General features: G+C 67.5%; 20 protein-coding genes. 8 read left to right on the forward strand and 12 right to left on the reverse strand.

Annotated elements, in window-relative coordinates; genetic code table 11:
- Nucleotides 1–9: 9 nt before the first annotated feature.
- From KBW95_RS07145 to KBW95_RS07155, 3 genes are read right to left on the reverse strand one after another with little or no spacing between them, the layout of a single operon-like run.
- On the reverse strand, nt 10–1,335 hold the full coding sequence (locus KBW95_RS07145) for a D-tagatose-bisphosphate aldolase, class II, non-catalytic subunit (protein ID WP_211527828.1): 1,326 nt from the start codon (nt 1,333–1,335) through the stop codon (nt 10–12).
- Complete coding sequence (locus KBW95_RS07150; protein ID WP_211527829.1) at nt 1,332–2,276, reverse strand: ROK family protein; 945 nt, start codon at nt 2,274–2,276, stop codon at nt 1,332–1,334. Before KBW95_RS07150 ends, KBW95_RS07145 begins: the two co-directional genes overlap by 4 nt.
- Nucleotides 2,263–3,399 carry an SIS domain-containing protein gene (locus KBW95_RS07155; RefSeq protein ID WP_211527830.1) on the reverse strand — a complete coding sequence of 379 codons (1,137 nt, stop codon included), beginning with the start codon at nt 3,397–3,399 and terminating at the stop codon, nt 2,263–2,265. The genes KBW95_RS07150 and KBW95_RS07155 overlap by 14 nt, the downstream gene beginning before the upstream one ends.
- Nucleotides 3,400–3,736: 337 nt before the next feature.
- On the opposite strand from KBW95_RS07155, the gene KBW95_RS07160 reads away from it, so the two are divergent.
- The 7 genes from KBW95_RS07160 to KBW95_RS07190 all read left to right on the forward strand — a co-directional run bounded on the left by KBW95_RS07160 (nt 3,737) and on the right by KBW95_RS07190 (nt 15,700).
- The gene (locus KBW95_RS07160) at nt 3,737–7,048 is read left to right on the forward strand and encodes a TIM-barrel domain-containing protein (RefSeq protein ID WP_211527831.1); all 3,312 of its coding nucleotides are present in this window, start codon (nt 3,737–3,739) and stop codon (nt 7,046–7,048) included.
- Between the two features lie 92 nt (nt 7,049–7,140).
- Entirely contained in the window at nt 7,141–8,502 is a 1,362-nt protein-coding gene (locus tag KBW95_RS07165; protein WP_211527832.1) for a Gfo/Idh/MocA family protein, read from the forward strand.
- 38 nt (nt 8,503–8,540) lie between these two features.
- On the forward strand, nt 8,541–9,839 hold the full coding sequence (locus KBW95_RS07170; protein WP_211527833.1) for a DUF3472 domain-containing protein: 1,299 nt from the start codon (nt 8,541–8,543) through the stop codon (nt 9,837–9,839).
- Nucleotides 9,840–9,878: 39 nt separating this feature from the next.
- Nucleotides 9,879–12,863, forward strand: a complete 2,985-nt coding sequence (locus KBW95_RS07175) for a TonB-dependent receptor domain-containing protein (protein ID WP_211527834.1) — start codon at nt 9,879–9,881, stop codon at nt 12,861–12,863.
- Nucleotides 12,864–13,067: 204 nt separating this feature from the next.
- Nucleotides 13,068–13,682 (forward strand): TetR/AcrR family transcriptional regulator, encoded by a 615-nt coding sequence (locus KBW95_RS07180; RefSeq protein ID WP_211524443.1) that lies wholly within the window; start codon nt 13,068–13,070, stop codon nt 13,680–13,682.
- A gap of 297 nt (nt 13,683–13,979) precedes the next feature.
- On the forward strand, nt 13,980–14,411 hold the full coding sequence (locus KBW95_RS07185) for a DUF2231 domain-containing protein (protein WP_211524442.1): 432 nt from the start codon (nt 13,980–13,982) through the stop codon (nt 14,409–14,411).
- Nucleotides 14,408–15,700, forward strand: a complete 1,293-nt coding sequence (locus KBW95_RS07190) for a sorbosone dehydrogenase family protein (RefSeq protein WP_211527835.1) — start codon at nt 14,408–14,410, stop codon at nt 15,698–15,700. The genes KBW95_RS07185 and KBW95_RS07190 overlap by 4 nt, the downstream gene beginning before the upstream one ends.
- A gap of 107 nt (nt 15,701–15,807) precedes the next feature.
- Here the strand turns inward: KBW95_RS07190 and KBW95_RS07195 are convergent, their stop codons facing one another.
- The 5 genes from KBW95_RS07195 to KBW95_RS07215 all read right to left on the reverse strand — a co-directional run bounded on the left by KBW95_RS07195 (nt 15,808) and on the right by KBW95_RS07215 (nt 19,301).
- Nucleotides 15,808–16,380 (reverse strand): HD domain-containing protein, encoded by a 573-nt coding sequence (locus KBW95_RS07195; RefSeq protein ID WP_211527836.1) that lies wholly within the window; start codon nt 16,378–16,380, stop codon nt 15,808–15,810.
- Between the two features lie 10 nt (nt 16,381–16,390).
- Nucleotides 16,391–17,035, reverse strand: a complete 645-nt coding sequence (locus KBW95_RS07200; protein ID WP_211527837.1) for a glutathione S-transferase family protein — start codon at nt 17,033–17,035, stop codon at nt 16,391–16,393.
- An 86-nt stretch (nt 17,036–17,121) separates the two neighbouring features.
- A complete protein-coding gene (locus KBW95_RS07205) occupies nt 17,122–17,685 on the reverse strand; it encodes an NADH-quinone oxidoreductase subunit B family protein (protein WP_373888767.1) in 564 nt (187 codons plus the stop codon).
- A 3-nt stretch (nt 17,686–17,688) separates the two neighbouring features.
- A complete protein-coding gene (locus KBW95_RS07210; RefSeq protein WP_211527838.1) occupies nt 17,689–18,546 on the reverse strand; it encodes a helix-turn-helix domain-containing protein in 858 nt (285 codons plus the stop codon).
- A 41-nt stretch (nt 18,547–18,587) separates the two neighbouring features.
- Nucleotides 18,588–19,301, reverse strand: a complete 714-nt coding sequence (locus tag KBW95_RS07215; RefSeq protein WP_211527839.1) for a glutathione S-transferase family protein — start codon at nt 19,299–19,301, stop codon at nt 18,588–18,590.
- Between the two features lie 128 nt (nt 19,302–19,429).
- Here KBW95_RS07215 and KBW95_RS07220 point away from each other — a divergent pair, with 128 nt between their 5' ends.
- On the forward strand, nt 19,430–20,323 hold the full coding sequence (locus KBW95_RS07220) for a LysR substrate-binding domain-containing protein (protein ID WP_211527840.1): 894 nt from the start codon (nt 19,430–19,432) through the stop codon (nt 20,321–20,323).
- Nucleotides 20,324–20,327: 4 nt separating this feature from the next.
- Here KBW95_RS07220 and KBW95_RS07225 read toward each other — a convergent pair whose 3' ends face one another.
- From KBW95_RS07225 to KBW95_RS07240, 4 genes are all read right to left on the reverse strand, one after another.
- The gene (locus KBW95_RS07225; RefSeq protein ID WP_211527841.1) at nt 20,328–23,153 is read right to left on the reverse strand and encodes an Hsp70 family protein; all 2,826 of its coding nucleotides are present in this window, start codon (nt 23,151–23,153) and stop codon (nt 20,328–20,330) included.
- Nucleotides 23,150–25,015 carry an Hsp70 family protein gene (locus KBW95_RS07230; protein ID WP_211527842.1) on the reverse strand — a complete coding sequence of 622 codons (1,866 nt, stop codon included), beginning with the start codon at nt 25,013–25,015 and terminating at the stop codon, nt 23,150–23,152. The genes KBW95_RS07225 and KBW95_RS07230 overlap by 4 nt, the downstream gene beginning before the upstream one ends.
- Nucleotides 25,012–25,581: a DUF2760 domain-containing protein gene (locus KBW95_RS07235; RefSeq protein WP_211524433.1), complete on the reverse strand. Its 570-nt coding sequence runs from the start codon at nt 25,579–25,581 to the stop codon at nt 25,012–25,014. The genes KBW95_RS07230 and KBW95_RS07235 overlap by 4 nt, the downstream gene beginning before the upstream one ends.
- Nucleotides 25,582–25,695: 114 nt before the next feature.
- Complete coding sequence (locus KBW95_RS07240) at nt 25,696–26,118, reverse strand: DUF86 domain-containing protein (protein ID WP_211524432.1); 423 nt, start codon at nt 26,116–26,118, stop codon at nt 25,696–25,698.
- Nucleotides 26,119–26,124: the final 6 nt, after the last annotated feature.

A 26,124-nucleotide genomic window follows, 5' to 3' on the forward strand; every position in this document is an offset into this window, starting at 1 on the left:
ACGCCGAGCTTAACAGATAGGCACGCCCTTGTTGACGGCTTCCGCCGCATTCCGGTTGCAGGCCCGCGCATACTGCGCCAGCACGCGGCCGATCTTGTGCTCCAGCAGCGCGCGGCTGCCGGTTTTCAGCTGCCCCTGCAGCACGTCCAGGTACTGCTCCGGCAGGTGCTGGCTCAGGAGCGGCAGCGGAATCTCGATCGCGTCCAGGTTGGCGAACAGCTGCTCCACGGCGGCCGCCACCGGCGGTTCGCCCCAGTAGTAGCGGCAGCGGTCGGACAGGCCGTAGCGGCGCATCACGCGCTGCTCGTCGCTGCTGCCCGGGTAGTGCTTGCGCCAGTGCTCGGGCTTGGCCAGCATCACTTCGTCCAGCACCTGCATCAGGCGCGAGGAGCGCTCGGGCGCCACCAGTTCGTCCTCGATCTGGCACAGGGCCAGCAGGCCTTCGCGCAGGGCGAAGGTCGCGGCCGGGCCGACCTTGAGGATGGCGAAGTGGTCGCGCACCATTTCGTGCAGGCCGGACTCCTTCTGGTAGTCGGTGGAGTGCGCCTCGAACACCAGGCCTGGCTGGCCGGCCACGAAGGCCGACAGGCTGGCCGCTTGGGCAGCGTCGTAATGCTGGATATGGCTGTGGTCGAAGTCCACGCCCGGCTGCACCACCATGGCGATCACGCGGCGCCAGGCGTCGTGCAGGCCGGCGTCGAGGAAGGCGCGGCAATGCACTTCCAGCGTGCGCCCGGCCGCCAGCGGCGAGGTCGGGGCGCCCGCATCGGCCAGCGCGGATTCGCCGCCCGGCACCGGCACTTCGGTACCGATCACGTAGACCGGCGGCGCATGGCCGGCGCTGCGCGCGGCCGCGTCGGCCACGATGGCCAGGCGCACGGCGCGCTCGGCGACGATGGCGTCGTCCAGGGCAGGCGGATCGTCGGCGCAGCGCATGCTGCAGTCCAGGTGGATCTTGTGGAAGCCCGCGGCGGCGTAGGCCGCTACCAGGGTCTCGGCCTTGGCCATTGCCTCATCGGCGGGACGGCCCTGCCAGGCGTTCGGACCCAGATGGTCGCCCCCGAGCACCAGGCGATCGAGCGGGAAGCCGCGCTCGCGCGCCAGCTGTTCGACATAGGCGCGGAACTGGGCCGGATTCATGCCGGTGTAGCCGCCGTACTGGTCGACCTGGTTCGAGGTCGCCTCGACCAGCAGCAGGGTAGCGTAATCCTGCGCCACGCGCATGGCGGCGGTGAGGACGATCGGATGACTGCAGCATACGCTGTACAGTCCGGCCGCTTCGCCGCGGCGGTGCGCCTTGATCACTTGCTGGATGGGGGAGAGGGCCTGGTTCATGGTGCGCTCGTCTTCAGGTGCTGGTGGATCAGCAGGGCCGCGCCGCGCGCGCCGCCGGCGTCGCCGAAGCGCGGCGGCAGGATCGGCGGCACCTGGGCGCCGGCGAACAAATGGCGCTTGATGGCGTCGGGCAGCTGTTTATAAAGGTGGGGAAGCTGGGACAGCCCGCCGCCGAGCACGATCGCATGCGGATCGAGGGCCAGCACCAGGCTGGACATCGCGTGGGCCAGCAGGTCGAGGTGGGCGGACAGCGTCTTGGCGGCGATGGCGTCGCCCGTGTTGGCGCGCGCCGCGACGACCATGGGTGCGGCGCCGTCGCCGCCGAAGTGGCGGTGCAGCATGCTCATGCCGGGGCCGGAGACATAGCGCTCCATGCAGCCGGCGCGCCCGCAAGGGCAGGCGATGACCGGCAGCTTGTACAGGGACAGCAGGTGCGCCGGCGCGGCCCAGTGGCCCCATTCGCCGGCGACGCCGTTGAAACCGCGGTGCAGGCGGCCGCGCGAGCAGTAGCCGCCGCCGGCGCCGGTGCCGAGGATGGCGCCGAACATGGTCGGCAGGCCGTCGGCGGCGCCGCCTTGCGCTTCGGACAGGGCGAAGCACTGGCAATCGTTGCCGATGACGACGGGACGATGCAGCGCTTCTTCCAGCGCAGGGGTAACCAGGCGGCCGTTCAGCGCCGGCACATTGGAGCTGAGCTGGCGGCCGGTGAGGGAATCGACCACGCCGGGCAGGCCGATGCCGACCGGCGCGGCGGCGCCGAGGACGGCGTCGGCGCGCCGTACGATGGCGGCGATGGCCTGGACGAACTCCTGGAAGTCGTGTCCGGGCGTGGCGATGCGCTCGCGATGCACCTCGCCCATCTGCGCATCGAAGGCGACCAGCTCGATCTTGCTGCCGCCGATGTCGATGCCGTGGAAGCCGCGCAGGTCAGGAGGCGTCATGGCGGTAGATGGTGACGCCCTTGACGACACGGTTGACCGTGCCGCTGGCGAAAGGATTATCGGGAGTCAGCTGCAGCGTGGCCGAGAGGTGCAGGGCATACTGCTGGGCGAACAGCAGCCACAGCGGAGCGAGCCAAGCGTCGGGCAAGCCCGGGGTGTCCACATCAAAATCGCCGCCCGGACCGATCGTCAGCACGCGCTGGGCGATACCGTCGCGACGCACTTCCTCGACCAGATCCGCCTCGTAGCGGCGCGACAGCGCGCGGCTGCTGTTGAAGACGAGGACCGCCGATGCGCCGTTCAGCACCGACTTGGGACCGTGGCGGAAGCCCAGCGGCGTATTCGCCATCGCGGTCACGCGTCCGCCCGTCAGTTCGAGCAGCTTGAGGGCGCTTTCCTTGGCCAGGCCTTCCAGCGGGCCGCTGCCCAGGTAGACGACGCGCTCGGCCACCGTGCCGCCGAGGGCGGCGACCGGCGCTTCCCAGGCGAGCAAGGCCCGCTCCGCCAGCTGGGAGAGGGCGGCGATGCGGTCGAGCTGGTCGCCTTTGCCCAGCACGCCCAGCGCCGCCAGCAGCATGCAGGTGAAGCTGCTGGTCATGGCGAAGCCGCGGTCGCAGCTGGCGGCCGGCATCAGGAGGTTGAAGCTGTTCGGGTCGGCGGCGCTTTCGCGCGCCAGCCGGCCTTCGGCGTTGCAGGTGATGTTCAGCAGGCGTGCGCCCGGCACCAGCTCGCGCACCAGGTTGACGGCGGCCAGGCTTTCCGGGCTGTCGCCGCTGCGGGCGAAGGACACCAGCAGGGTAGGCGCGTTCGCATCCAGGTAGAGCTCGGGGTGGGTGAGCAGGGTGGTGGTGGCCAGCGCGCGCACCTGGGCCGGCCAGGCGGCATTGATCTCGTCGGCGACGATCTCGCCGACGTAGGCGGAGCTGCCGGCGCCGGTGAGGATCACCCGCTGCAGCGGATTCGCCAGGCAGCCGCCCAGGAAGGCCTCGACGCGTTCGCGCTCGCTGCGCAGGTTCGCGTACAGTGCGCCCCAGAGCGCCGGCTGCTGCGCGATTTCCTCGGCGGTGTGCAGGCCGCCGATATCGCGCCACGCTTGTTGGCTTCGCTGCAGAAGAGTAGTCATCGAAAGAAATGTAAAAAGTTTTTAGTGTGATCAATCTTAAATAGAAAGTTTGCGAAAGTCAAACACGAAAGATAAACGAAAGATACTGGGCGGGCGATCGTGGCTATTTTGCAGCCATCTGGACTGCGAGGAGCCGATTCATGCACAGATGTGTGCTTGCTACGCCACAATTCGAAAGATGACTCGGCATTTTTTAGTTTAAACGAAAGGTTTTTGGCGTGTTTCGTTCGTAGTTTGGAACTTTTTTAGGGTTTTCCTTTCCTTTTTGTTGACCTTCTTTGTTTTTGTTCATACATTATCTTCATCAAATCGCAAAACGATCCGAAAGACCTTGTCCATGAAGCACGCATCTTCCCTGCATCGTCCTCTCGCCGTCTCCCTGCTGGCGCTGGCTGTTTCCTCCGCCTGGGCCGCGCCGCTCGGCAGCCTGCGCAGCGTCAGCCCGGTCCAGGCCGACAGCCCGTCCTGGGACCTGGTGTCGGATTCCGGCGCCTTGGTGCGTGTCAGCCTGCCGCGTGCGGACGTGGTGCGCATCCAGGCCGGGCGCAAGGAACTGACCGGCCCCGGCGACAAGGCCGCAGCCATCGTGGTCGCCACGGCGTCGAAGGACGTGAAGCACGAATTCAAGGAAGAGAACGGCCAGCTGGTGCTGCGCACCGATGCGCTGACCCTGCGCGTGGACCGCAAGCCGCTGCGTTTCACCCTTTACCGCGCCGGCGAGACCCAGCCGTTGTGGCGCGAGCTCCAGGCGCTCGACCTCGGCGACAAGCAAAGCGTGCAGGTGCTCTCCAGCGACAAGGCCGAGCGCTTCTTCGGCGGCGGCCAGCAGAACGGGCGCTTCGAATTCAAGGGCCGCGAACTGCCGGTCTCCTACTCGGGGGGCTGGGAAGAGGGCGACCGCCCGAATCCCGCGCCCTTCCTGATGAGTTCCCGCGGCTGGGGCATGCTGCGCAACAGCTGGGCCGACGGCAACTACGACCTGCGTGAAGACAACCAGCTCACCCTGCAGCACGCCGAAGGGCGCTTCGACGCCTATTACTTTGTCGGCAAGTCGATGCACGAGGTGCTGGCCCGCTATACCGAATGGACCGGCCGCGCGCGCATGCTGCCGCGCTGGGCCCTGGAATACGGCGACGCCGACTGTTATAACGACGGCGACAACGTCAAGAAGCCGGGCACGGTGCCGCGCGGCTGGAGCGACGGCCCCACCGGCAAGACGCCGGACGTGGTCGAGACCGTCGCCAAACAATACCGCGAACACGACATGCCGGGCGGCTGGATCCTGCCGAACGACGGCTACGGCTGCGGCTACACGGCGCTGCCGGAGACCGTGCAGGGCCTGGCCAAACAGGGCTTCCGTACCGGCCTGTGGACCGAGAACGGCGTCGACAAGATCGCCTGGGAAGTCGGCCAGGCCGGCAGCCGCGTGCAGAAGCTCGACGTGGCCTGGACCGGCAAGGGCTACCAGTTCTCGCTGGACGCCAACAAGTCCGCCTACGACGGCATCCTGAATAACTCGAACAGCCGCCCCTTCATCTGGACCGTGATGGGCTGGGCCGGCACCCAGCGCTACGCGGTGGCCTGGACCGGCGACCAGAGCGCCAGCTGGGACTACATCCGCTGGCACGTGCCGACCCTGATCGGCTCGGGCCTGTCCGGCCAGGCCTATGCCACCGGCGACGTCGACGCCATCTTCGGCGGCAGCCCGGAAACCTATACCCGCGACCTGCAGTGGAAGAGCTTCACCCCGGTGCTGATGGGGATGTCCGGCTGGTCGGCCAGCGCGCGCAAGCATCCATGGTGGTTCGACGAGCCTTACCGCAGCATCAACCGCCGCTACCTCAAGCTCAAGCTGCGCCTGACGCCCTACATGTACAACCTGACGCGCGAGGCCGAGGAAACCGGCGCGCCGATCGTGCGCGGCCTGATGTGGGATTACCCGAACGACCCGGCCGCGCTGCTCGAGACGCACAAGTACCAGTTCCTGCTGGGCCGCGACCTGCTGGTGGCGCCGGTCTACCGCAGCCAGGCCGTGAGCCAGGGCTGGCGCAAGGGCATCCACCTGCCGCAGGGCCGCTGGATCGACTACTGGGACGGCCGCCAGGTCGTCGCCGGGGCGCAAGGGAAGGACATCGACCTCCAGGTCAGCCTCGACAAGCTGCCGGTCTTCGTGCGCGCCGGCGCCATCGTGCCGATGTATCCCGAGATGCTGTACGACGGCCACAAGCCGAAGGACAGGCTCACACTCGACCTCTACCCGCAGGGCGAGTCCGCTTACACCCTGTATGAAGACGACGGCAATACCCGGCGCTACCAGCAGGGCGCGTTCAGCCGCCAGAAGATCGCGATGCGCGAGGCTGGAGGCAAGGTCGACGTCACCATCCACCCGGTCGAAGGTGCGTACGACGGCCAGGAAGCGAAGCGCGGCTACAGCCTGCGCATGCCCAGCCGCCAGCGTCCCACGAAGGTGCTGGCGCAAGGCGCCGCACTCAAAGAGCTCAGCCGCGCCGGGTTCGACGCCGCCGATGCGGGCTGGTTCTTCGACGCCCAGGAGCGCCTCGGTACCGTGCACGTCAAGACCCCGAGCCAGGACATCCGCCAGGCGCTGGGCTTCACGCTGGAAGGCATCGCCCAGGCCGCGGGCGACGACGCCTTCCCGGCCGCTCCGGCGCAAGGCCGCGCGCTGCCGCCGGACGCCATGGTCGTGGTGAACCGTCCTGCGGAAGAGCCGGGCCACCCGATGGAGAACGCCTTCGACGGCAACCCGGCCACCTGGTTCCGCACCGTGCGCAGCCAGGCTGTGAAGAGCGGCGCCCACGAATGGGTGATCGGCTTCACCGAACGCCGCCTGGTGGATGGCATCGAGATCGCGCCGCGCAGCGACGCTAACTGGAAGCATGGCCAGGTGCGCGACTACGAGATCTACCTGGCGGACACGAATGGCGAGTGGGGCGCGCCGGTCAAGCGCGGCCAGCTCACTCTGACCAAGGACACGCAGACCATCGCCTTCCCGGCCAGCGCCGGCCGCCTGCTGCGCTTCCGCGTGCTGAGCACGCAGAATCCGGACGGCAGCGGCGCCGCCAGCACCGATCCGATGGTGACGGCGGTCTCGGGTGACGCACCCGCCCGCGCCTTCGATGCCGCGGCCCCGGCCGAGGTGGCGCCGATCACCCTATCCGAATTCCGCATCCTCGAGCACCCGGTGCCGGAAGGCCAGGAACTGCGCCGCTACCTGAGCGAGCTGCCGCTGCCGAAGGCCCTCGGCCGCGACAAGCCCGCAAGCAAGGCGAGCGAAATGCGCATGAACGGCCTGCGCTTCAACAAGGGTGTCGGCATGGGCCCGGCCGGGCGCCTCGACCTGCAGCTGGGCGGCGCCTGGCGCCTGCTGCGCGCCGACCTGGGCGTGGACGACAGCTGCCGCGATGCAGGTGGGCTGCGCTTCCAGGTGTGGAGCGGCGAGCGCCTGCTCTACGACAGCGGCCTGGTGAAGGCGCCGGCCGTGGTCAAGCCCGAAATCGACGTGCGCGGACTGGGCCAGCTCAGCCTGCGAACCCTCGGCGCAACGGGCGCCCAGCCGGCCCGAACGTGCGGTAACTGGGCCAACGCCGTGTTGATCGGCACGGAAGGCGCCACGGTCAAGCCCCGCTAAGTACTTCAACCTCAAGCGATGTCGGAGCCCCCTCCTTGGAGCGGGGAGGGCCCCGCTCATCCCTCGCATCGAAAAAAAGACGGAGACAGCATATGAAACGACGCAATTTTCTTTCCCTGGGTTCGGCGCTGGCAGGCAGCGCGCTGTCGGCAGGCGTGATGTCGAGCGCTTCGGCGGCCAGCCGCGAGCGCCTGCGCATCGGCATGATCGGCACCGGCATGCGCGGCCAGGTCCTGCTGCGCGAACTGGTGCGCCGTGACGACGTCGACGTGGTGGCGCTGTGCGACATCGAGCCGATCATGCTGGGCCGCGCGGTCGAGATGGTGACCAAGGCCGGCAAGGCGCGTCCCGCCACCTTCGGCGAGAACGGCCATAGCCTGGACTACCGCCGCATGCTGGACGCCAGCAAGCTCGATGGCGTGATCATCGCCACGCCCTGGGAATGGCATGCGCCGATGGCGATCGAGGCCATGCGCGCCAAGGTGCCGGTCGGCTGCGAAGTGGTGGCCGGCGTGACCCTGCAGGACCACTGGGACGTGCTGGATGCCCAGCTCAAGACCGGCACCCCCTACATGCTGCTCGAGAACGTCTGCTACCGCCGCGACGTGCTGGCGGTGCTGCGCATGGTGCGCTCCGGCCTGTTCGGCGAACTGGTGCACCTGCAGGGCGGCTACCAGCACGACCTGCGGGCCGTGAAGTTCAACAGCGGCGATCCGGCCAAGCCCTACGGCGGCGGCGTGGAATTCGGCCAGAAGGGCTGGTCCGAGGCGCGCTGGCGCACCGAGCACTCGGTGCGCCGCAACGGCGAGCTGTATCCGAGCCATGGCATCGGCCCGATCGCCATGTACACCAACATCAACCGCGGCAACCGCTTCACCCGCATCAATGCCTTCGCCAGCAAGGCGGCCGGGCTGCACGACTACGTGCAGCGCCAGGGCGGCAAGGACCACCCCAACGGGAAGACCCGTTTCAGCCTGGGCGACCTGGTAACCACCACGCTCTCCTGCGACAACGGCGAGACCATCATCCTGCAGCATGACACTTCGCTGCCGCGTCCGTATTCGCTGGGCTTCCGCGTGCAGGGCACGCGCGGCCTGTGGATGGACCTGAACCGCTCGGTGCACGTGGAAGGCGTGAGCAAGCCCCACGAATGGGACGACTTCAAGCAGTGGCAGGACAAGTACGAGCACCCGCTCTGGCGCAAGTACGGCGAACGCGCGGCGAGCGCAGGCCACGGCGGCATGGACTTCTTCGTGATCCACGCCTTTATCGAGGCGCTGAAGGAGAACGCGCCGATGCCAATCGATATCTACGACGCCATCACCTGGAGCGCGATCACGCCGCTGTCCGAGCAGTCGATCGCCCTCGGCTTCCAGACCCTCGACTTCCCGGACTTCACGGGCGGCCAGTGGCGCAACCGCAAACCGATCTTCGCTTTCGACGACCGCTATTGATGCGGACTCATGCTGTTCCACACCTCGAGGAGAACCAGATGAAATCCAGGATGCTGATGTTGAATGCCGTCGCAATCGCCTTGCTGGGTTGCGCCCATGTCCACGCCGAACCGCGCGCAGCCGCAGACCCGACGGCGGGCAAGAAGGCGGTGGTGGCGGCGCCGCTGAACGTGGCGCTGGCTGGCAATGCCTTCGTGACGACGGCGGGCGCCGGTGCGACCGAGACCATCACCGCGAATGGCCTGTCCAACTGGACCAATCCGTCCACCGTCACCAGCATCTGGTTCCGGATGGCGCAGGCGGGCAGCGCCACCATTGGCCTGGACGCCAGCCTGTCCGGCAGCAAGAGCAGCACCATGCGCGTCACCGTCGACGGCGCGCCGTACACGCTGGCGCTGAGCAAGGGCGCGAAGAAGACCTACACCGTCGGCACGCTCGATCTGCCGGCCGGCTACATCAAGGTCGACTTGCAGGGCGTGAGCAAGGACGGCGGCTATTTCGGCGACGTCGCCGGCCTCACCGTCGACACGGCGACGCCGGTCAATTATGCGAATGACGCCGCCAACTACTACTGGTCGCGGCGCGGCCCCTCGGTCCACCTGGGCTTTGCGGTGCCGGCGAATACCGAATACTTCTACAGCGAGCTGTCGGTGCCGGTGGGGCAGGACGCGATCGGCTCCTACTACATGGCCAACGGTTTCAATGGCGGCTACTTCGGCATCCAGGTCAATTCGCCGTCCGAGCGCCGCGTGCTGTTCTCGATCTGGGACGCCGACAACGGCGCCAAGACCACCCTGGTGGGCAAGGGGGCGGGCGTGGTGGACAACGGCTTCGGCGGCGAAGGCACGGGCGGCCAGTCCTACCTGCTGTACAACTGGGTGGCGGGCAATACCTACCGCTTCGTCACCCGCGTGCGCCCGGATGGCGCCGGCGCCACCGATTTCTCGGCCTGGTTCTTCGCGCCGGAAACCGGCGCCTGGCGCTACATCGCCACCTGGAAGCGCCCGGCGACCACGACCTACCACGCGGGCGTGTATTCCTTCCTCGAGAACTTCCTGGACACCAAGGGCTACCTGGGCCGCCTGGCCGAATACGGCAACCAGTGGGCGCGCTCCACCAGCGGGACCTGGAGCGAGATCACCAATGCGCGCTTCACCGGCGACGCCACCGCCGCCAACGCCCAGCGCATGGACTACGCGGGCGGGCTGCGTGGCAGTGCTTTCTACCTGCGCAACGGCGGCTTTTTCAGCGACTACGTCCCGATCAACCAGAACTTCACCCGTCCCGCACTGGGCCTCGCGCCCGGCGTGGACGTGAACACGCTCCCCATGCAGTAAGCGATTTACACACAACTATTATTACAAAAGGAGAGGCACTTGAAACTCAAGACACTGATCGCCGCGCTGGCGGCCGCAGGAATGGCGTCGAGCGCACTGGCCGCCGGCCAGGTGGATGACAAAACGACCAACAAGGAGGAGGGCAAGCCCGAGAAGATGGCGCGGGTCGAAGTGACCGGCTCCAGCCTGAAGCGCATCAACGCCGAAACCGCCTCGCCGGTGCAGGTAGTGGACGCCAAGCAGATCGAGAACATGGGCGCCCGCACCCTGATGCAGGTGCTGGACAACCTGCCGGCGGCGCGTCCCGCCCAGCAGGACTTCCGCTCGATGTTCACCGGTTCGGACGGCGCCTCGCAGGCCAACCTGCGCGGCCTCGGCGCCCAGGGCACCCTGGTGCTGCTCAACGGCCGCCGGTTGTCCTTCTATGGCGCGCCGTCCGGCTTCCAGACCATGTTCGTGAACATCGACGCCATTCCGGCGGCGGCGATCGAACGCATGGAAGTCCTGACCGACGGCGCTTCGGCGGTCTACGGTTCGGACGCGGTGGCCGGCGTGATCAACGTGATCACCAAGAAGAACTACCAGGGCCTGGAAGCGCGCGCCAGCTATGACACGTCCGCCGATGTCAAGTCCTACGGCGAGAAGCAGGGCAGCCTGCTGTTCGGCACCGGCGACCTGGCCGAAGACGGCTACAACATCTATGGCTCGGTCAACGTCTACCAGCGCGACCGCATTTCGCTGGCCGACACCTACGACAAGCGCCCCGATTACTTCTACGTCAACAATCCGAACTTCATCTCCAACTTCCGCATCGGCACCGGCAGTGAGCCGGGCGTGCTGAATCCGGGCACCCTGTTCGTGTTCGACCCGGCGCGCAACAACGCCCGCGTCCAGCGCGCCGTCAACGGCTGCCCGACCGCGATCACCGAAGCCTCCGGTACGCGCTGTATCTGGAACAACCTGCCGTACGCGCTCGATACCGGCCCGACCTCGGACCGCATCACCGGCTACCTGGCCGGCCGCAAGCGCTTCGGCGGCGGCCTGGAAGGCTTCGCGGAAGCGGCATACACCCACATCCGCATGCGCGGCGAGAACGGCCCGCGCAGCTTCAACAGCGGCAGCACCAGCAACTGGTTTGCGCGCAACACCGGCACCAAGCTGAATACCTTCGTCAATCCCTACCTGGGCCCGAACAACGTCTACCTGCAGGGCAGGCTGTCGCCGGAGATGGCGGCCATGATGGGCGGCGCGGCCGGCCTGAACTACCTGATGCAGGACGCCGTCGGCCACTTCGGCCAGAAAAACGTGGACGACAGCTACCGCGCGGTGGCCGGCCTGCGCGGCAGCGTATTCGGCGACTGGGAATTCGAGACCGCGCTGAGCATCGCAGGCAGCCACTCGACCCTGTACCAGACCGTGAACATCAACACCGCCGGTTTCGCCAAGGCTTTCGGCCCGTTCACGACCGACCCGGTCACCGGCCGCACCTATATCGCGGACAACCCGGCCTATAAATTCGGCGAAATCAGCGAGGCCAATGCCGCGCTGCTGCGCGAAGCCTACCCGACCTTCGACATCCAGTCCTGGACCAAGCTGATCACCTGGGACGGCAAGATCGAAGGCACGCTGATGAAGCTGGGCGACCGCGAAGTGCGCGCCGCCTTCGGGGCCAACCTGATGCGCGAAAGCTTCGACACCCCGGGCAATGCCGACGCGGCGAATGGCCTGATCACCCAGCAGGGCGGTTCCTGGTTCGACGGCGAGCGCACCATCAGCGCGGTGTTCGGCGAAGTGGTGGTCCCGGTGACCGACAAGCTCGAAGTCAACGCCGCCGCGCGCCTGGACAAGTACCCGAACTTCAGCGCCAACCTGGCGCCGAAGATCGGCGTGGTGTGGCGCGCGCGTCCCGAGGTGATGGTGCGCGGCACATATTCCGAAGGCTTCCGCGCCCCGAACCTGGCCGAATCCGGCTCGGGCGGCGTGTTCGCCCAGGTGGGCGGCATCCGCGACACCGTGCGCTGCGACGAGACCAACGCCATCGCCAACCTGTTGATGAAATCGGCGATCGCCACCGAGGTCGACCTGGGCAAGAGCCTGTTCAACTCCAACTGCTCGACCACGGTGGGCGGCCTGACCCCGCCGAACCCGGACCTGCAGCCGGAGAAGGCCAAGATCGCGACCGTGGGCCTGGTGCTGCAGCCGATCAAGGACCTCAGCATCTCGTTCGACTACTGGTACGTGAAGCGCCGCAACGAGATCGTGCGCCAGGACTTCAACGAGCTGTTCACCGAACTGGTCGACCAGTACGGCCCGGGCCTGGCCGGCACCGACAAGGCGATCCGCAACGCCCTGACCGACGCCGACCGCGCCAACATGGCGGCCGTGGCCACCATGTGCGCCAACCCGGCCAATGCGGCGGCCTGCGCCGGCGGCCTGCCGACCTACTCGGTGGGCAACCTGGGCGGCCTGATCAACTCCTACCTGAACCGCGGCAGCACGCTGGTCGACGGCTTCGACATCGACGCGCGCACCCGTTTCTCGCTGGGGAACTGGGGCAAGCTGAACACCGGCGCCGCGGTGACGATCCGCCGCCGCGAGACCTACGACTACGGCGACGGCAGCGGTTTCTCGGGCAACTACGTCGGCTACTACGACTCGCCGCGCGTGCGCGGCACGGTCAACGCGGATTGGATGTACGGTAACTTCACCACCAGCCTGTTCGTGAACTACACGGGCGGGACCAAGTGGGCCTACGGCGACTACGACACCGACAACACGCCGGAGAACTGCACCGCGGCGGGTGTGTCGCTGCCGGAAGAGCTGTGCGACGGCGCCCCGTCGTACACGACGGTGAACCTGGGCTTCAACTGGAAACCGATGAAGAACCTGAACCTGGGTATCAACATCAAGAACGTGCTCGACAAGAAACCGTACTACGATCCGAACGGCTGGGAAGGCTACAACCACAGCCAGAACCTGTTTGGGCGCCAGTTCGCGTTCTCGGCAAGCTACAAGTTCTGGTAAGCCGCGAAGTAATCTAGTTTAGTTAGCATCCAAACGTCGTCCCGGCGAAGGCCGGGACCCAAGTTTAGCGTCTCAGTAACGCTCGCAGAACTTGGGTCCCGGCCTTCGCCGGGACGACGGTCTTTCTGCTAACTGAAGTTTGTAAGGTTCGCGGGTTTGCCAAATACTGCTTGTCATTTCGCACAACTGTGCTAAAGTGGCTCCATGAACTCCACTGCCAAAAGCGAAGCCACCTATGCCACCATCGTCGGCGCTGCCATGGAAATGGCCGCCGCCGAGGGGATCGGCAAGCTCTCGCTGGGCGAGCTGTCCAAGCGCACCGGCATCAGCAAGAGCGGCATCTTCTCCCGCGTCGCGTCGCTCGAAGCGCTGCAGCTCGCGGTGCTGGAGGAGTACGACCGCGTGTTCGCGGAAGAAGTCTTCCTGCCGGCACTGAAAGCGCCCAGGGGCTTGCCGCGCCTGGTGAAGCAGGTCGAGCTGTGGCTCAAGCGCATCGGCAGCGATACCTCGCGCGGCGCCTGTCTTTATACGGCGGGCGCCTTCGAATTCGACGACGTCCCCGGCCCACTGCGCGACCGGCTGGAAGAGGGCGTGGTGCGCTGGCGCGCATCGCTGCGCAAGACGGTGCTGCAGGCGATCGAGGAAGGACACCTGCGCCCGGACACCGATCCCGAGCAGCTGGTGTTCGAGATCTACAGCCTGATCATCGGGATGATGCACGACGTGCGCTTCCTGCGCGGCGACGCCACGGCGCGCCGGGTGCAGCGGGCCTTCAACCGCCTGATCTCGACCTACAAGAGTTTCAACGACCTGGAATAGCAGTACCGGCGGTGGGCCAAGCCCGCCATTTTTTTCAAGTTATTTCGCACAGGTGTGCGAAATGAAGCGTGAGTGAGGAGATCGTCATGTCCAATCTATGGTTGCTGGCCCTGCCTTTCGGCGGCTATGTCTGGTATGTGCTGGGCTGCGTGATGCGCATCGTCCCGAAATCGAACGAGGATTTCACCTTTTTCTAAAGCGGTCGGCTGGGGGAGACGTACGCCTGGATCAGCTATGCGACATGCACTTCAACTTGTCGCTACGATCTGATCAAGCGAACAACAAAAGGACGATGCCATGTCTTCTCCAACGACCGCCGGCGTACACTATCGCCACCCGCCAGGGCCGCTGCACGCCACCTTGCTTGCCGGTAGTGTTCCTCTTTTCCTGGGCGCCTTGCTGAGCGATGTCGCCTACTACCAGACGTACCAGATTCAGTGGGGCAACTTCGCGTCCTGGCTCATCGCGGGCGGCTTGCTGTTCTGCGGCCTGGCTCTTCTGTTTGCCCTGGTCAATCTCATCCGGGCGGAGCGCAAGGCGGGGCATCCCGCGCTGTATTTCCTGCTGCTGCTGGCAACCTGGGTGCTGGGACTGATCGACGCTTTCGTGCATGCCAAGGACGCCTGGGCCGTGATGCCGGCCGGCCTGGTCTTGTCCATCATCGTGGCCGTGCTGGCCTGCGCCGCGACCTGGGTGGGACTGGGACCGCGTCAGGGAGGTGTGAAATGAAGCCATGGAAGCCATTGACGGTGCTGGGCGCGGCGCTGCTGCTGGCCGCATGCGGAGAAGACGGCGCAGGCAGCCAGGCGCTCGGGGCCGATCCGAAGTTGCCCGAACCGCAGCGCGGTTTGCTGCCCAGCATGAAGATTGCCGAACCGGAGGCCTGGGGCGATCGCAAGCCCAGCGTACCGAAGGGTTTTACCATCACGGCGATCGCAACCGGCCTGAAGATTCCGCGGCAGACCCTGGTGCTGCCCAACGGCGATATCCTGGTGGCGGAAGGACGCGGAGGCGGCGCGGCCAAGCTCAAGCCCAAGGATGTGATCGCCGGTTATATCAAGGCCAAGGGCAATACCAAGGTCAAAGGCGGGAATCGCCTGACTTTGCTGCGCGATGCCGATGGCGACGGCCAGTACGAGCTGAATACCGTGTTCGCGGAAAACCTGAATGCCCCTTACGGCCTGGCCCTGGCCGGCAACAAGCTTTACGTGGCCAACCAGGACGAGCTGGTCAGCTTCGACTACAAGGAAGGCCAGACCAAGGCCAGCGGCCCGCCCGTCAGCGTCACCAAGCTGCCCTCCGAGATCAATCACCACTGGACCAAGGCGCTGACCGTCAGTCCCGATGGGCGCTTCCTGTATGTCGGCATCGGCTCCAACAGCAATATCACCGAGCGCGGCATGGAGGCCGAGGTCGACCGGGCCATGGTATGGCAGGTCGACGCCGCCACGGGCGCCCACAAGCCGTATGCGACCGGGCTACGCAATCCGACGGCCCTGGCGATGCATCCGCAAACCGGGCAGTTGTGGGCAGTGGTCAACGAACGCGACGAACTGGGACCGGACCTGGTGCCGGACTACCTGACCTCGGTGCGCGAAGGGGCATTCTATGGCTGGCCGTACAGCTACTGGGGCCAGAACGTCGATACCCGTGTCAAGCCCCAGGACAAGGAAAAGGTCGCCGCCGCCGTCAAGCCGGATTACAGCCTGGGCTCGCACGTCGCGGCGCTCGGCCTGAGCTTCTCCGTGCCGGCGATGGGCGAACGGTTTGCGAGCGGAGCCTTCGTCGGGGAGCACGGCAGCTGGAACCGCATCCCGCCGGTCGGCTACAAGGTGATCTACGTACCCTTCAGCAACGGGCGGCCTGCCGGCGCGCCGGTCGACTTCGTGACGGGCTTCCGCGATGCGGACGGCAAGACACGCGGGCGGCCGGTGGGCGTGACGGTCGATCCGCGCGGGGCACTCATTGTCGCGGACGACCTGGCGAACACGGTGTGGAGGGTCGTTCCGAGTCCTTGAATCCGCTCAGAGATACCGGGCGAAGTGCCGCACCGGGATAAAGTACTCCTGCAAGACATATGTCTGGATGGCGCGGGTGCGCGGGTCCAGTTCGGCCAGGTCCAGGCTCAGGTATCGGTCTTGATCCGGGCCCTGGTGTCGTCGTCGAGTATCTGCCTGACCGCGGAGAACAGCGGATGCGCCTGGGTGTAGCGCTGACCGTAGCCGAGGTTGAAGGCATAGTCGAAGTCTGGCGGATTGTCGCCCTGGTTGTGCTGCAGGATGGTCTCCAGCTTGTCCATGGCCTTGACGGCCTGCGCTTCGGGCGTGGCCGCCGTCTCGTACTCCTCCCACAGCGCCAGGATCTCCTGTCGCAGCATCGGATCGAGCGGGCTGGTGAGCTGCAGCATGTCTTGCCGCTCCTGTTCGCTCTTGGCTGCGGGATCGGATTGAACGATGGCCGGGATGTCGCCGTGGATGGCCTCTCCCAGGTCGTGGACCACGCACAGCTTCAGCACCTTCAGCATGTCCAGGCCCGCCAGGCCGTCTTCGAAGGCCAGGGCCATCAGGCACAGGCGCCAGGTGTGTTCGGCGGTGCTCTCCGGGCGTCCGGACGAGGTGTGGCCGCTGCGCAGGACGCTCTTGAGCGATTCGGCGGCGCGCAGGAAGGCCAGTCTGGCCCGGATGGTCTCCTGGTCCATGCGGTCTCCGTCAGGCGCCCACCGGCCGCCAGTCGTTCAGCCCTTCGATCTCGCACATGGTCTTCCAGCTCGGGCGCTGGAACACGCGCAGCGCGAGGTCGTTCAGGTGCGTCCAGGTGGTGCCCGGACGCGGCATGTTGCGCGCCCAGCGGATGTACATGGTCAGCTGGAGGTCGGCGCTGGAGAAGGTCTCGCCCAGCAGGTAGGGGCCGTTGCTGGCGAGATGGCGGTCGATGCGGTCCAGGGTAGATTCGATCTTCCCGCGCAGGGCTTCGCGCACGGCGGCCGGATGCTCGTCGAGGCCGATGTCCCGCGAATAAAACCAGGTCCGGTACAAGGCGCCCAGGTGGCAGGACAAATGCACGCTCCACTTCATCCAGTCGGCGCGGCCGGGCGTGCCCGGCGCCGGCGCCAGGCTTGCCTCGGGGTGGCGCTCGGCCAACAGCATGACTTGCGCCGCCGATTCCTGCATCACGACGCCGTCCACGACCAGGGTGGGCACCACGCCGTCGGGGTTGAGCTCCAGGTAGGCGCTGTCGTGCTGCTGGTCCTTGTCGAAGTCGACCAATTGCAGCTGGTGCGGCGCCCCGGTTTCCAGCAGCATCGCGTGAACCACCATGCTGGCGGTGCCCGGTGAGTAGTGCAGCGTGTACATCGGTTTCCTCCCTTGAATGGAAGTGCAGAGCTTAGGCCATGTGCATGCGGGATGTCACGCATAATCATCGAAAAAAATGGCCGGTATCAGCGCTTGATGAGTTGCCGCCGCCGCAGCTTCCGCTGCAGCTGCATGATTCCGTAGATCAGGGCCTCCGCCGTGGGCGGGCAGCCGGGAATGTAGACGTCGACCGGGATGATGCGGTCGCAGCCGCGCACTACCGAATACGAGTAATGGTAATAGCCGCCGCCGTTGGCGCAGGAACCCATCGAGATCACGTATTTCGGGTCCGGCATCTGGTCGTAGACCTTGCGCAGCGCGGTCGCCATCTTGTTGGTCAGGGTGCCGGCGACGATCATCAGGTCCGCCTGGCGCGGACTGGCGCGCGGAATGAGGCCGAAGCGGTCCATGTCGTAGCGGGCCGAGGCGGCCTGCATCATCTCGACCGCGCAGCAGGCCAGGCCGAAGGACAAGTACCAGATGCTGTTGCTGCGTACGTGGCCAACCAGGGTGTCGACGCTGGTCAGCAGATAGTGCTGGCCTTCCAGCGCCGTGTCTTGCAGGGTGTTCGTGTCTTCCATGCCGGTCTCCTTGTGAACGCCTGGAAGCATACGAAGGCGGACCGGCGGCGTCTTGTACGGACGCGACATGCGCTAGGTGGTGAAAGCCTGCAGCTCCTCGCTGTCGAACTGCCAGAATCCGTAGCCGGTGCCGCTGTCGAAACGGCTCCTGAGGAAGCTGGCCGGGGTGTCGCCGACGAACTGCCTGAAGTCGCGCGTGAAGTGAGGCTGGTCGACATAGCCTGCCGCATGGGCCGCCGCGGCCAGGCCGCCCGGCCCGCCGCGCATCAGGATCGCCAGCCCCAGCGAGAAGCGCGCTAGCCTGCGCACGTCGCGCAAGGGCAGGCCGTGGTGCATCAGGAAGCGGCGTTCGAACTGGCGGGTGCTCAGCCCCAGGTCGCCGGCCAGCTCCGCTGCCGGCCGCAGCAGCCGTTCTGCCGGCAGGGCCGGCAGGGCAGGGGCTTCGCGCCCGCCTTGCATGCGCTTGCGCAGCAAGAAGGCTTCGAGCGCCTCGACCAGCTCGCCGACGCGCCGGCCACGGTGCAGGCGCTCCAGCAGCGGCAGCAGCTCGTCCGGCGGCAGCAGGGCGTCGAGCGGCACGGGGTCCGGGCCGAGCAGGTTGACCGGCACGCCGAAGCAGCGCAGGAAGCCGGATGGCTTGAAGGTCGCGGAAATGAAGCAGCTGTGCGGCGCCGCGCGAAAGCGGCCCGGCGCCAGCACGGGACCGGTCACGAAGGCCTGAGGCAGCTGCTGCGCGGGACCGTCCTCGCGCAGCACCAGGCTGCCGCCGCGCAGGTAGACCACCAGCTGCGGGTCGGGGCGGGCCGGCAGGTGCACCTCGGCGCTGTCGAAGCCGCCGAACATGAAGTTGCGTACGAAGGGCGCCAACTCCCGGCGCGGCAGGACGATGGCGCGCAAAGGCTGTTCGTTCAGGGCGGGAAGGGCGGGCATCCGCCTATGGTAGCAGCTCAGGCCTTGCAGGCAGGCTGGTGTCAGGCCACCAGTCTTCCCGCCAGTTCGTCCAGGGTCACGTGCCCGCGGAATGCCCCGCCGCCGCGGACGTTCCTGCCCTCTTCGATCTCCAGCGCGAAGCGCCCCGCCGGGGAGTTCCTGACGCGCTCCGCATGGCGGTGGATCGCGGGGAACAGCGCCTGCGTATCGAACAGCTGGTGGTAGTCGGCCCAGCGGCTGACGGCGAACAGGTAGGCATCGGCCACCGTCGGCGCTTCGCCGCCCAGCAACCAGCTGCGCTCGCCGAGCATGCGTTCGACGTGGCCGAATTCGTGCCTGACCAATGCCAGGCCGTCCGCGCGCATCTGCTGCTTGCGCTCTTCGCTCAAGCCTTGCCCTTCATACGACTTCCACAGCGGGGCGAAGGCGGCGAAGAAATCAGTGGTGAGGTAGGACAGCATCTCGGCCAGGCGGTCGAACTCCAGCGTGCCCTGGCGGAAGCCGAGGCCCTGCTTGATGCCGCGCCCCCCGATATGCTGGAGAATGGCCGCGCTTTCGGTCAGGCTGGCGCCGCCCCCGCCGAGCCGCAGGGCAGGCGTCTTCATGCGCGGATTGAAGCGGGTGAAGGTGGGCGGCCAGGGCTGCTCCAGCATCTCGATGCGGCACAGCTTGTAAGGCTGGCCGAGCCACTCGAGTGCAATGATGGAAGCAAGCGAGCATCCGCCGGGTACGCCGTAAAACAGGACTGGTTCCATGGTTTCTTTTCCTTTGAAGTATTCGTAGTAAAGCGCGTCCGGATGCGTGGGATAACTATAGCTTCGTGGACGATGGGCGGATAGACTGGCCGGTGTAGAATCAGCGTCCATATTTATGGACGATGAAAATGCTGAACCTGAACGACGTTTCCTTCTTCGTGCAGGTCGTCGACCGCGGCGGGTTCTCGCCGGCGGCGCGCGCGACCGGCACGCCCAAGTCGACCCTGGCCAAGCGCGTCGCCGCACTGGAAGCGCACCTGGGCGTGCGCCTGATCCAGCGCTCCTCGCGCCGCTTCTCGGTGACCGACCTGGGCCAGGAGTTCTACCGCCACGCCGTGGCCATGCTGATCGAGGCGGAAACCGCGGAGAATCTCGTCAGGGGACGCCTGGCCGAGCCGAGCGGCACGGTGCGGATCACGGCCTCGCTGCCGACGGTGCAGCTGGCCTTGGCCAGGCCGCTGGTGGAACTGGCGCAGAAGTATCCGCGCCTGCACGTGGCGGTGCAGGCGGCCGACCGCTTTGTCGACATCGTGCAGGAAGGATTCGACATCGCCGTGCGCGACCATTTCGCGCCGCTTCCGGATTCAGGGCTGATCCAGCGCACCGTGTGCAGCGATGCGGTCTACCTGGTCGCTTCGCCGGATTACCTGGCGGCGCATGGCGAACCGGCGCGGCCGGACGAACTCCCTGGCCACCAGGGCTTGCTGACCAATCCGCAGGCAGGCGGCTGGCAGTTGCAGGACGAGGCGGGGAAGGCGGCGGAGGGGCGGCCGCAAGCGAAGTTTTCGGCCAACGAGTCCAGCGTGCTGCTCGCGGCGGCCGCGGCAGGCCTGGGCATCGCCTGCCTGCCGCGCAAGCTGTGCAACGCCGCCCTGAAGGCCGGGACCCTGGTCCGGGTGCTGCCGCGATGGACCGCCGGAAGCGTCACGACGACGCTCCTGATGCCGCACCGGCGCGGACAGCTTCCTTCGGTACGGGCCGTGGCGGAGCTGCTGGCGCAGCGGATTCCGGAAGCGGGCTGACGCTTCAGCGCAGCAGCTTGAGGCCTGGCGGCAGGGCCTCGCCCAGCATGCGCGATTCGACCGCCTGGTCCAGCTCGACCACCTCGCGCACCATGGCCGACCAGGACGCGGGGGCGCCGCTGGACGCCAGCCGGCGCAGGACCTGTTCGCGTACCGGCTCGCCAATGTCGCGCGAGCGGTCGCTCGTCATGCGCGCGATATGGGCCGCCGCGAAGCCGGCCGGCTCCACCTTGCGCCAGTCGAGCTGCATCAGCCTGCCCAGCCATTGCTCGGCCACCTCCAGCGGCGCCACTTCGTGGGCGCTGGACTGGAAGGACTGGCGCGCGCCCACGCGGCCCAGCGCCCACAGGTAGCGGGCGTAGCGCGCGGTGGTCTTGGCGTCCAGCTTGGCGGCCGTGGGAATCGCCATGATCTGCTCCAGCAGCCATTCGCCGATCTCGGCCTTGTAGCTGGACGGGATGCGTTCCAGCGAGGCGCCCATGCGCAGCATGTCGTCCTCGCTGCCGTCCACCAGCGTGACCGGGCGGCGTCCGCGTTCGGATTCGTCGGCCTGCAGGTTGAAGGCGAAATCGTCGAGCAGGCGCAGCTGGGCTTCGGTATCCAGGCCGCCGGCCACGCGGCGCCACAGGGTCCACCATTCGGCGCGCACTTGGCTGTCCTTGTGGTACTGGACCCCGTTCTCGAACATGGCCCACAGCTCTTCCATGCGCCATTCGTCGAGCGCATGGCCGAAGCCGGGACGCAGGCAGTAGCCGGCCAGGTTCAGCCAGGCACGTTCGTGCTCGGCCGAGCGGCGCCGGCCCTTGGCGCGCGCCATCAGGGCGTCGAACAGGCGGCGCAGCAGCGGCGTGTCCCAGCGTTCGCGCGCGCCCAGCAGGTATTCGAGGCTGGCGCGCAGTTGGCGCACTTCCTTCGTATCGACTTGCTTGGAACGTGCGCCGAACACGCGCTCGATCCTGTCGATGGCCGCGTCGAGCTGCGGAGGCATGATTTCCGATTCCGGCGTGGCGCCTTCCTCGTCGCCGCTGTCGCGCAGCTGGAAGGCAAGCTGCCAGCGCTGGCAGCTGCCATCCTCGGCGACGCAGTGCACGTCGAGCGAGCCGACTTCGCTCAGCGCGGTCACCAGCTGCACGGGAATCTCGGCGCGCGCTGCCGCTCCGGGAGCGGCGCGCAGCACGGTGGAGATGGCGGGCAGGCGGACCACGTCCGAGGGATCGAGATCGACCAGGTCGCCGGCCTGTGGTGGAGCAGCGTCGGCCACCGTGGAGACGAGGTGGAAGCGCACCGGGCGACCGACGCGCAGGCCGAAGCTGCGGCCTGCCAGCGGCACCTCGATGGCGGCCGGCGTCCCGCGCGGCAGCAGGCAGACGGCGCGCAGGCTGTCGCCTTTCGCTTCTCCGTCGAGCAGCAGGTAATAGCTGCGCGCCGCGCCGCTTTCGATGGCTGGCGCCAGGCCCTGGCGCGCCAGCGAGTAGGCGACGCCGCCGCGCGCCACGGCCACGTCCGGGTTCTCGTTGTGCAGCACGCGCAGGGGCGCGCCGCGCCAGCTGGCCAGCGTGCCGGCCAGCCTTTGCGCGAGCGCCGCGCCGCGGAATACGCCGCCGTTGAGGAGCAGGGTGTCCGGCACCGGCAAGCTGCCGTCGTCGGGCAGGCCGAGCGCTTCGCGCGCGGCGGGTGCGTGCTGGCGCAGGAAGCCCGCCAGGTGGCGCGTGATGGCCGGGTCGCTCGCGTAGGGCAGGCCGAATTCGACGATGCCGGCGCGTGCGCGCCTGGCTTCTTCCCGGGTTTCGTTCAGCGGCAAGAAGCCGTCGAGCACGATGCGCTCGATGTCGTCGCGGCGCAGGTCGGCCTTGCGGCTGCCGCCGATCAGGCGCGAGCCGGTGCCCAGCAAGGTCACCGTGACCGAGTCCGGCGCGTCAGGCGCCAGCAGTTGCTCTTTGGCTGCGCGGCAGCGTTCTGTGAGCTGGGCCAGGCGCGCCGCGGACAGGCGCGTGCGCGCTTCTCCGCTTTGCTCCGCCATGCGGTTTTCGATGAGATGGGCGAGCGCCAGGTCCATGTTGTCGCCGCCCAGGATCAGGTGGTTGCCCACGCCGATGCGCGTCAAGGTGGGGCTGGGCTCGCCGTCCTGCAGCTCCACCTTGACCAGGCTGAAGTCGGTGGTGCCGCCGCCGACGTCGGCCACCAGCACCAGGCGCGCGTCGCCCAGGTCTTGCGCCAGCGTGGTGCGGTGGCGGTACAGCCAGTCGTAGAGCGCGGCCTGTGGTTCCTCCAGCAGGCGCACCGTGGGCAGGCCGGCCAGCCTGGCCGCCTCCAGCGTCAGCGCGCGTGCGCCTTCGTCGAAGGATGCGGGGACAGTCAGGACAATTTGCTGCCGTTCGAGCGGCTGCTTGGGGAAGCGCGTGTTCCAGGCTGCGCGCAGGTGCGCGAGATAGCTGGCGCTGGCCGCCACCGGCGAGACCTTGGCGACATCGCTTTCCGCACCCCAGGGCAGGATGGGCGCCATGCGGTCCACGCCCGGATGCGAGAGCCAGCTCTTGGCGCTGGCCACCAGGCGTCCCGGCGTGGCGGCGCCGAGCACGCGCGCCAGTCTTCCCAACGCTACCTGGGCGACGCCGGCCGGATCGTCCTGCGTCCAAGGCAGTTGCAGCTCGCCCGGTGCGAGTTCGTCATCCAGTGGGTGATAACGCATCGATGGCAGCAGCGGCGCGCCGGCGACTTCGCCGGGCGCGACCAGCTGAGCTATGGAGAACAGCTCGATGTTCCCGGCCTTGCCGCTATAGGCCAGCACCGTGTTGGTGGTGCCGAGGTCGATGCCGACGAGGTAGGTCACGTTCCTTCAGGACCGGTGCGGACGTCGAACTCCACCTTCCAGCGCTGGCCGTCGCGCGAGACGGCGGCCAGTTCCAGGGTGCCGGTGTCCGTGGCCAGCGCATGCAGCTTGACCTGCACCACGTCGCCTGGCACGCGGCCTTCCGCCGGCAGGGTGGCCTGGATCTCGTTCAGCTCCTGCAGCTCGTCCGGGCCCCAGAATTCCAGCACTTCGCCGATGCGGTCCTGGCGGCGCGTGGTCGAGCCGAAGAAGCGGAAGTGCACCGGCTCGCCGACCACCAGGCCGAATTCCTGGCCCGGCAGTTCGAGTTCGCTGCCTTCTTCCATGCCGAAGGGCGCCACGCACAGCGCCTCGATCGGCGGCTCCATGCCGGGGATGGCCGGCATCGAGGATTCCACGCCGACGTAGTAGGAACGCGCCGTGCCGCCGCGGATGCGCACGCCGCCGCCGCGCCGCGCGTAGCTGTAATAGGCCGCGCCGCGCGCGACCGCCAGGTCCAGGTCCGCGCCTTCCAGCATGCGCGCCGGCTGCGCGCCTTCCAGGTACAGCCAGTCGTTGATGGTGTCCATCACGCGCTGGGCCAGGATGTTCGACTTGAACACGCCGCCGTTGAACAGCACCGCGCTCGGGTGGAGGAAGCTGTGCTCGGCATTGACGCGGCCGCTGAAGCCTTCCAGTTCGGCGGTGGCGCCGGCCTGGCGCGCCAGGAAGGCGGCCAGGTGGCGGGTGATCGCCGCATCCTGCGCATAGGGCAAGCCAATCTGGGTGAGACCTGCACGTGCGCGCGTCGCCGGACGTGCGGACGCTTCGACGCGCGGGAAGAAGCCGTCGGTGATGAAGGTGGTGACTTCCTCGCGCGTGAGTTCGGTGCGGATCGAGCCGCCGATGAGCTTGGAGCCGCGGCTCGGCACGACGATGGGCCAGGTGGTGGCGTTGGCGTCGGCCAGCAGGGCTTCCTTGGCGCTGCGGCAGCCGTAGGTGAGGGCGCGCATCTGCCAGGCGTCGAGCTGGGTGCCGTTGGCGGAGAGCTTGCGCGCCACCAGGTGGGCCAGGGCCAGGTCCATGTTGTCGCCGCCCAGCAGGATATGGTCGCCCACGGCCACGCGGTGCGGTTCCAGCTTGCCGTCGCGCTCGAGGATGGCGATCAGGGAGAAGTCGCTGGTGCCGCCGCCGACGTCGACCACCAGGATGATGTCGCCCGGCTGTACCTGCTTGCGCCAGCGGCCGCCGCTGCCCTGGATCCAGCTGTACAGGGCCGCCTGCGGCTCTTCCAGCAGGGTGGGCGCGAAGCCGGCCTGGCGGGCCGCCTCGGCGGTCAGCTCGCGCGCGGCCGGATCGAAGGAGGCCGGGATGGTGACGGTGACCGATTGCTGCTCGAAAGGCGCTTCCGGATGCGCCGCGTTCCAGGCCTGGCGCAGGTGCTGCAGGTAGCGGGTGGAGGCCGCCAAGGGAGAGACGCGCTCGACTTCTTCCGGCGCGTCGTGCGGCAGGATGGCGGCGCGGCGGTCCACGCCGGGATGGCACAGCCAGCTCTTGGCCGAGGACACCAGGCGGATCGGCGTGGTGGCGCCGCGGCTGCGCGCAAATTCACCTGCAATCGCACCGGAAGCCTCGCCGCCCGTACTCCAGGGCAGGGCCAGCTCGCCCGGCGCCAGTTCGTCCGGGTGCGGCAGGTAGAGGAAGGAAGGCAGCAGCGGCAGCGCTTCGACCGTGCCGGGCGCGGTCAGCTGCGGGACGGGCAGGACGCCGTCCGCGGTCTTCTCGCCGTCGCTGGCCTGCAGGTCGACATAGGACAGGGCGCTGTGGGTGGTGCCCAGGTCGATGCCGATGGCATAACGCGCATCTTCGTTCGATTGGCTCACAGTTCCACCTCCGCCGGCGCCAGCACGCGCGCGTCGTGCTTCTCGGCCAGTTGCGGCAGGGTGACCTTGGACGCGCGCCAGCCGCGGTGGCTCAGGGTACCCTTGAACGGGGCCTGCCCGACCACGTTGCCGGTCAGGCGCACACTGGCGGCGTCGAAGCCTTCTTCCAGGGTGATGCGGGCGCCTTCGTTCTCGTTGCGTACCGGTTCGATGGTGAAGTGCTCGCGCAGCACGCGCGCGCAGCCTTCGTGCACCACGCGGGCGGCGGCGCCGATGTCGGCGTCGGAATAGGCGCTCAGGTTTTCCTGGGTAAAGTCGATCAGGCGGGCTTCGCGCTGGAACAGACTCAACAGTTGCAGGGCGGAATCCGGCGTCGGAGCGCGCAGAGGGGCAGGCGCTGGAGCGGGAGCCGGGGCTGGCGCCACAGGAGCTGGTGCGGCCACCGGGCCGACGCTGTCATCGCGCACGCGCGCGGCGAACTCGGCATCGCCGAGCGACTTGAAGAAGGCGCCGAAGGCGATCGAAATCCTGCTCCAGAAGGAGGGCAAATTGGTCGGTGTGGTCATTTCTTGCTTTTGGTAAGTAGGTGTTGCACCGCTAGAGCGTGTCAGGCGGCGTCGGGATCGAAGTCCGGAAACGCGCCATGATACCAGTTAGCGCGTGTCCGACGCGCCGCCCCTTCACTCTGTGGGAGTGCGGGCTCCGCTGAGCAAGGCGGCGGCATAGACGCCGAAATCGTCCAGTCCGCGCTTGATGATGGTCACCAGCGCGGGCAGGGGCGCTTGCTGGTAATCCCATTCGGCGCGGCAGAATTCGCCGGTGCGCTTGAGGTCTTCGGCCAGGGTGGCCTCGATCCAGCCATGTTCGGCCAGCAGGGTGATGACTTCGCGCTCGTCCTGCGGCAGGCCGAGGCGGGCATTGCCGATCACATAGTCGCCCATCTCGATCGCCGCTTCCCAGGCGCGGATCACGTTGAGCGTGGCCGCGTCCTGGCGCGTGATGTCTTCGGTAAAGGTGGCCGGTTCCTTCGCATACTCTTCGCGGGCGCGGCGGCAGCAGCGTTCGATGGTGCCGGCCTTGCTGACCAGAATGTCGTCGTCCATTACCGC

This window comes from Massilia sp. ZL223 (assembly GCF_018119395.1).
Classification (GTDB): domain Bacteria; phylum Pseudomonadota; class Gammaproteobacteria; order Burkholderiales; family Burkholderiaceae_D; genus Telluria.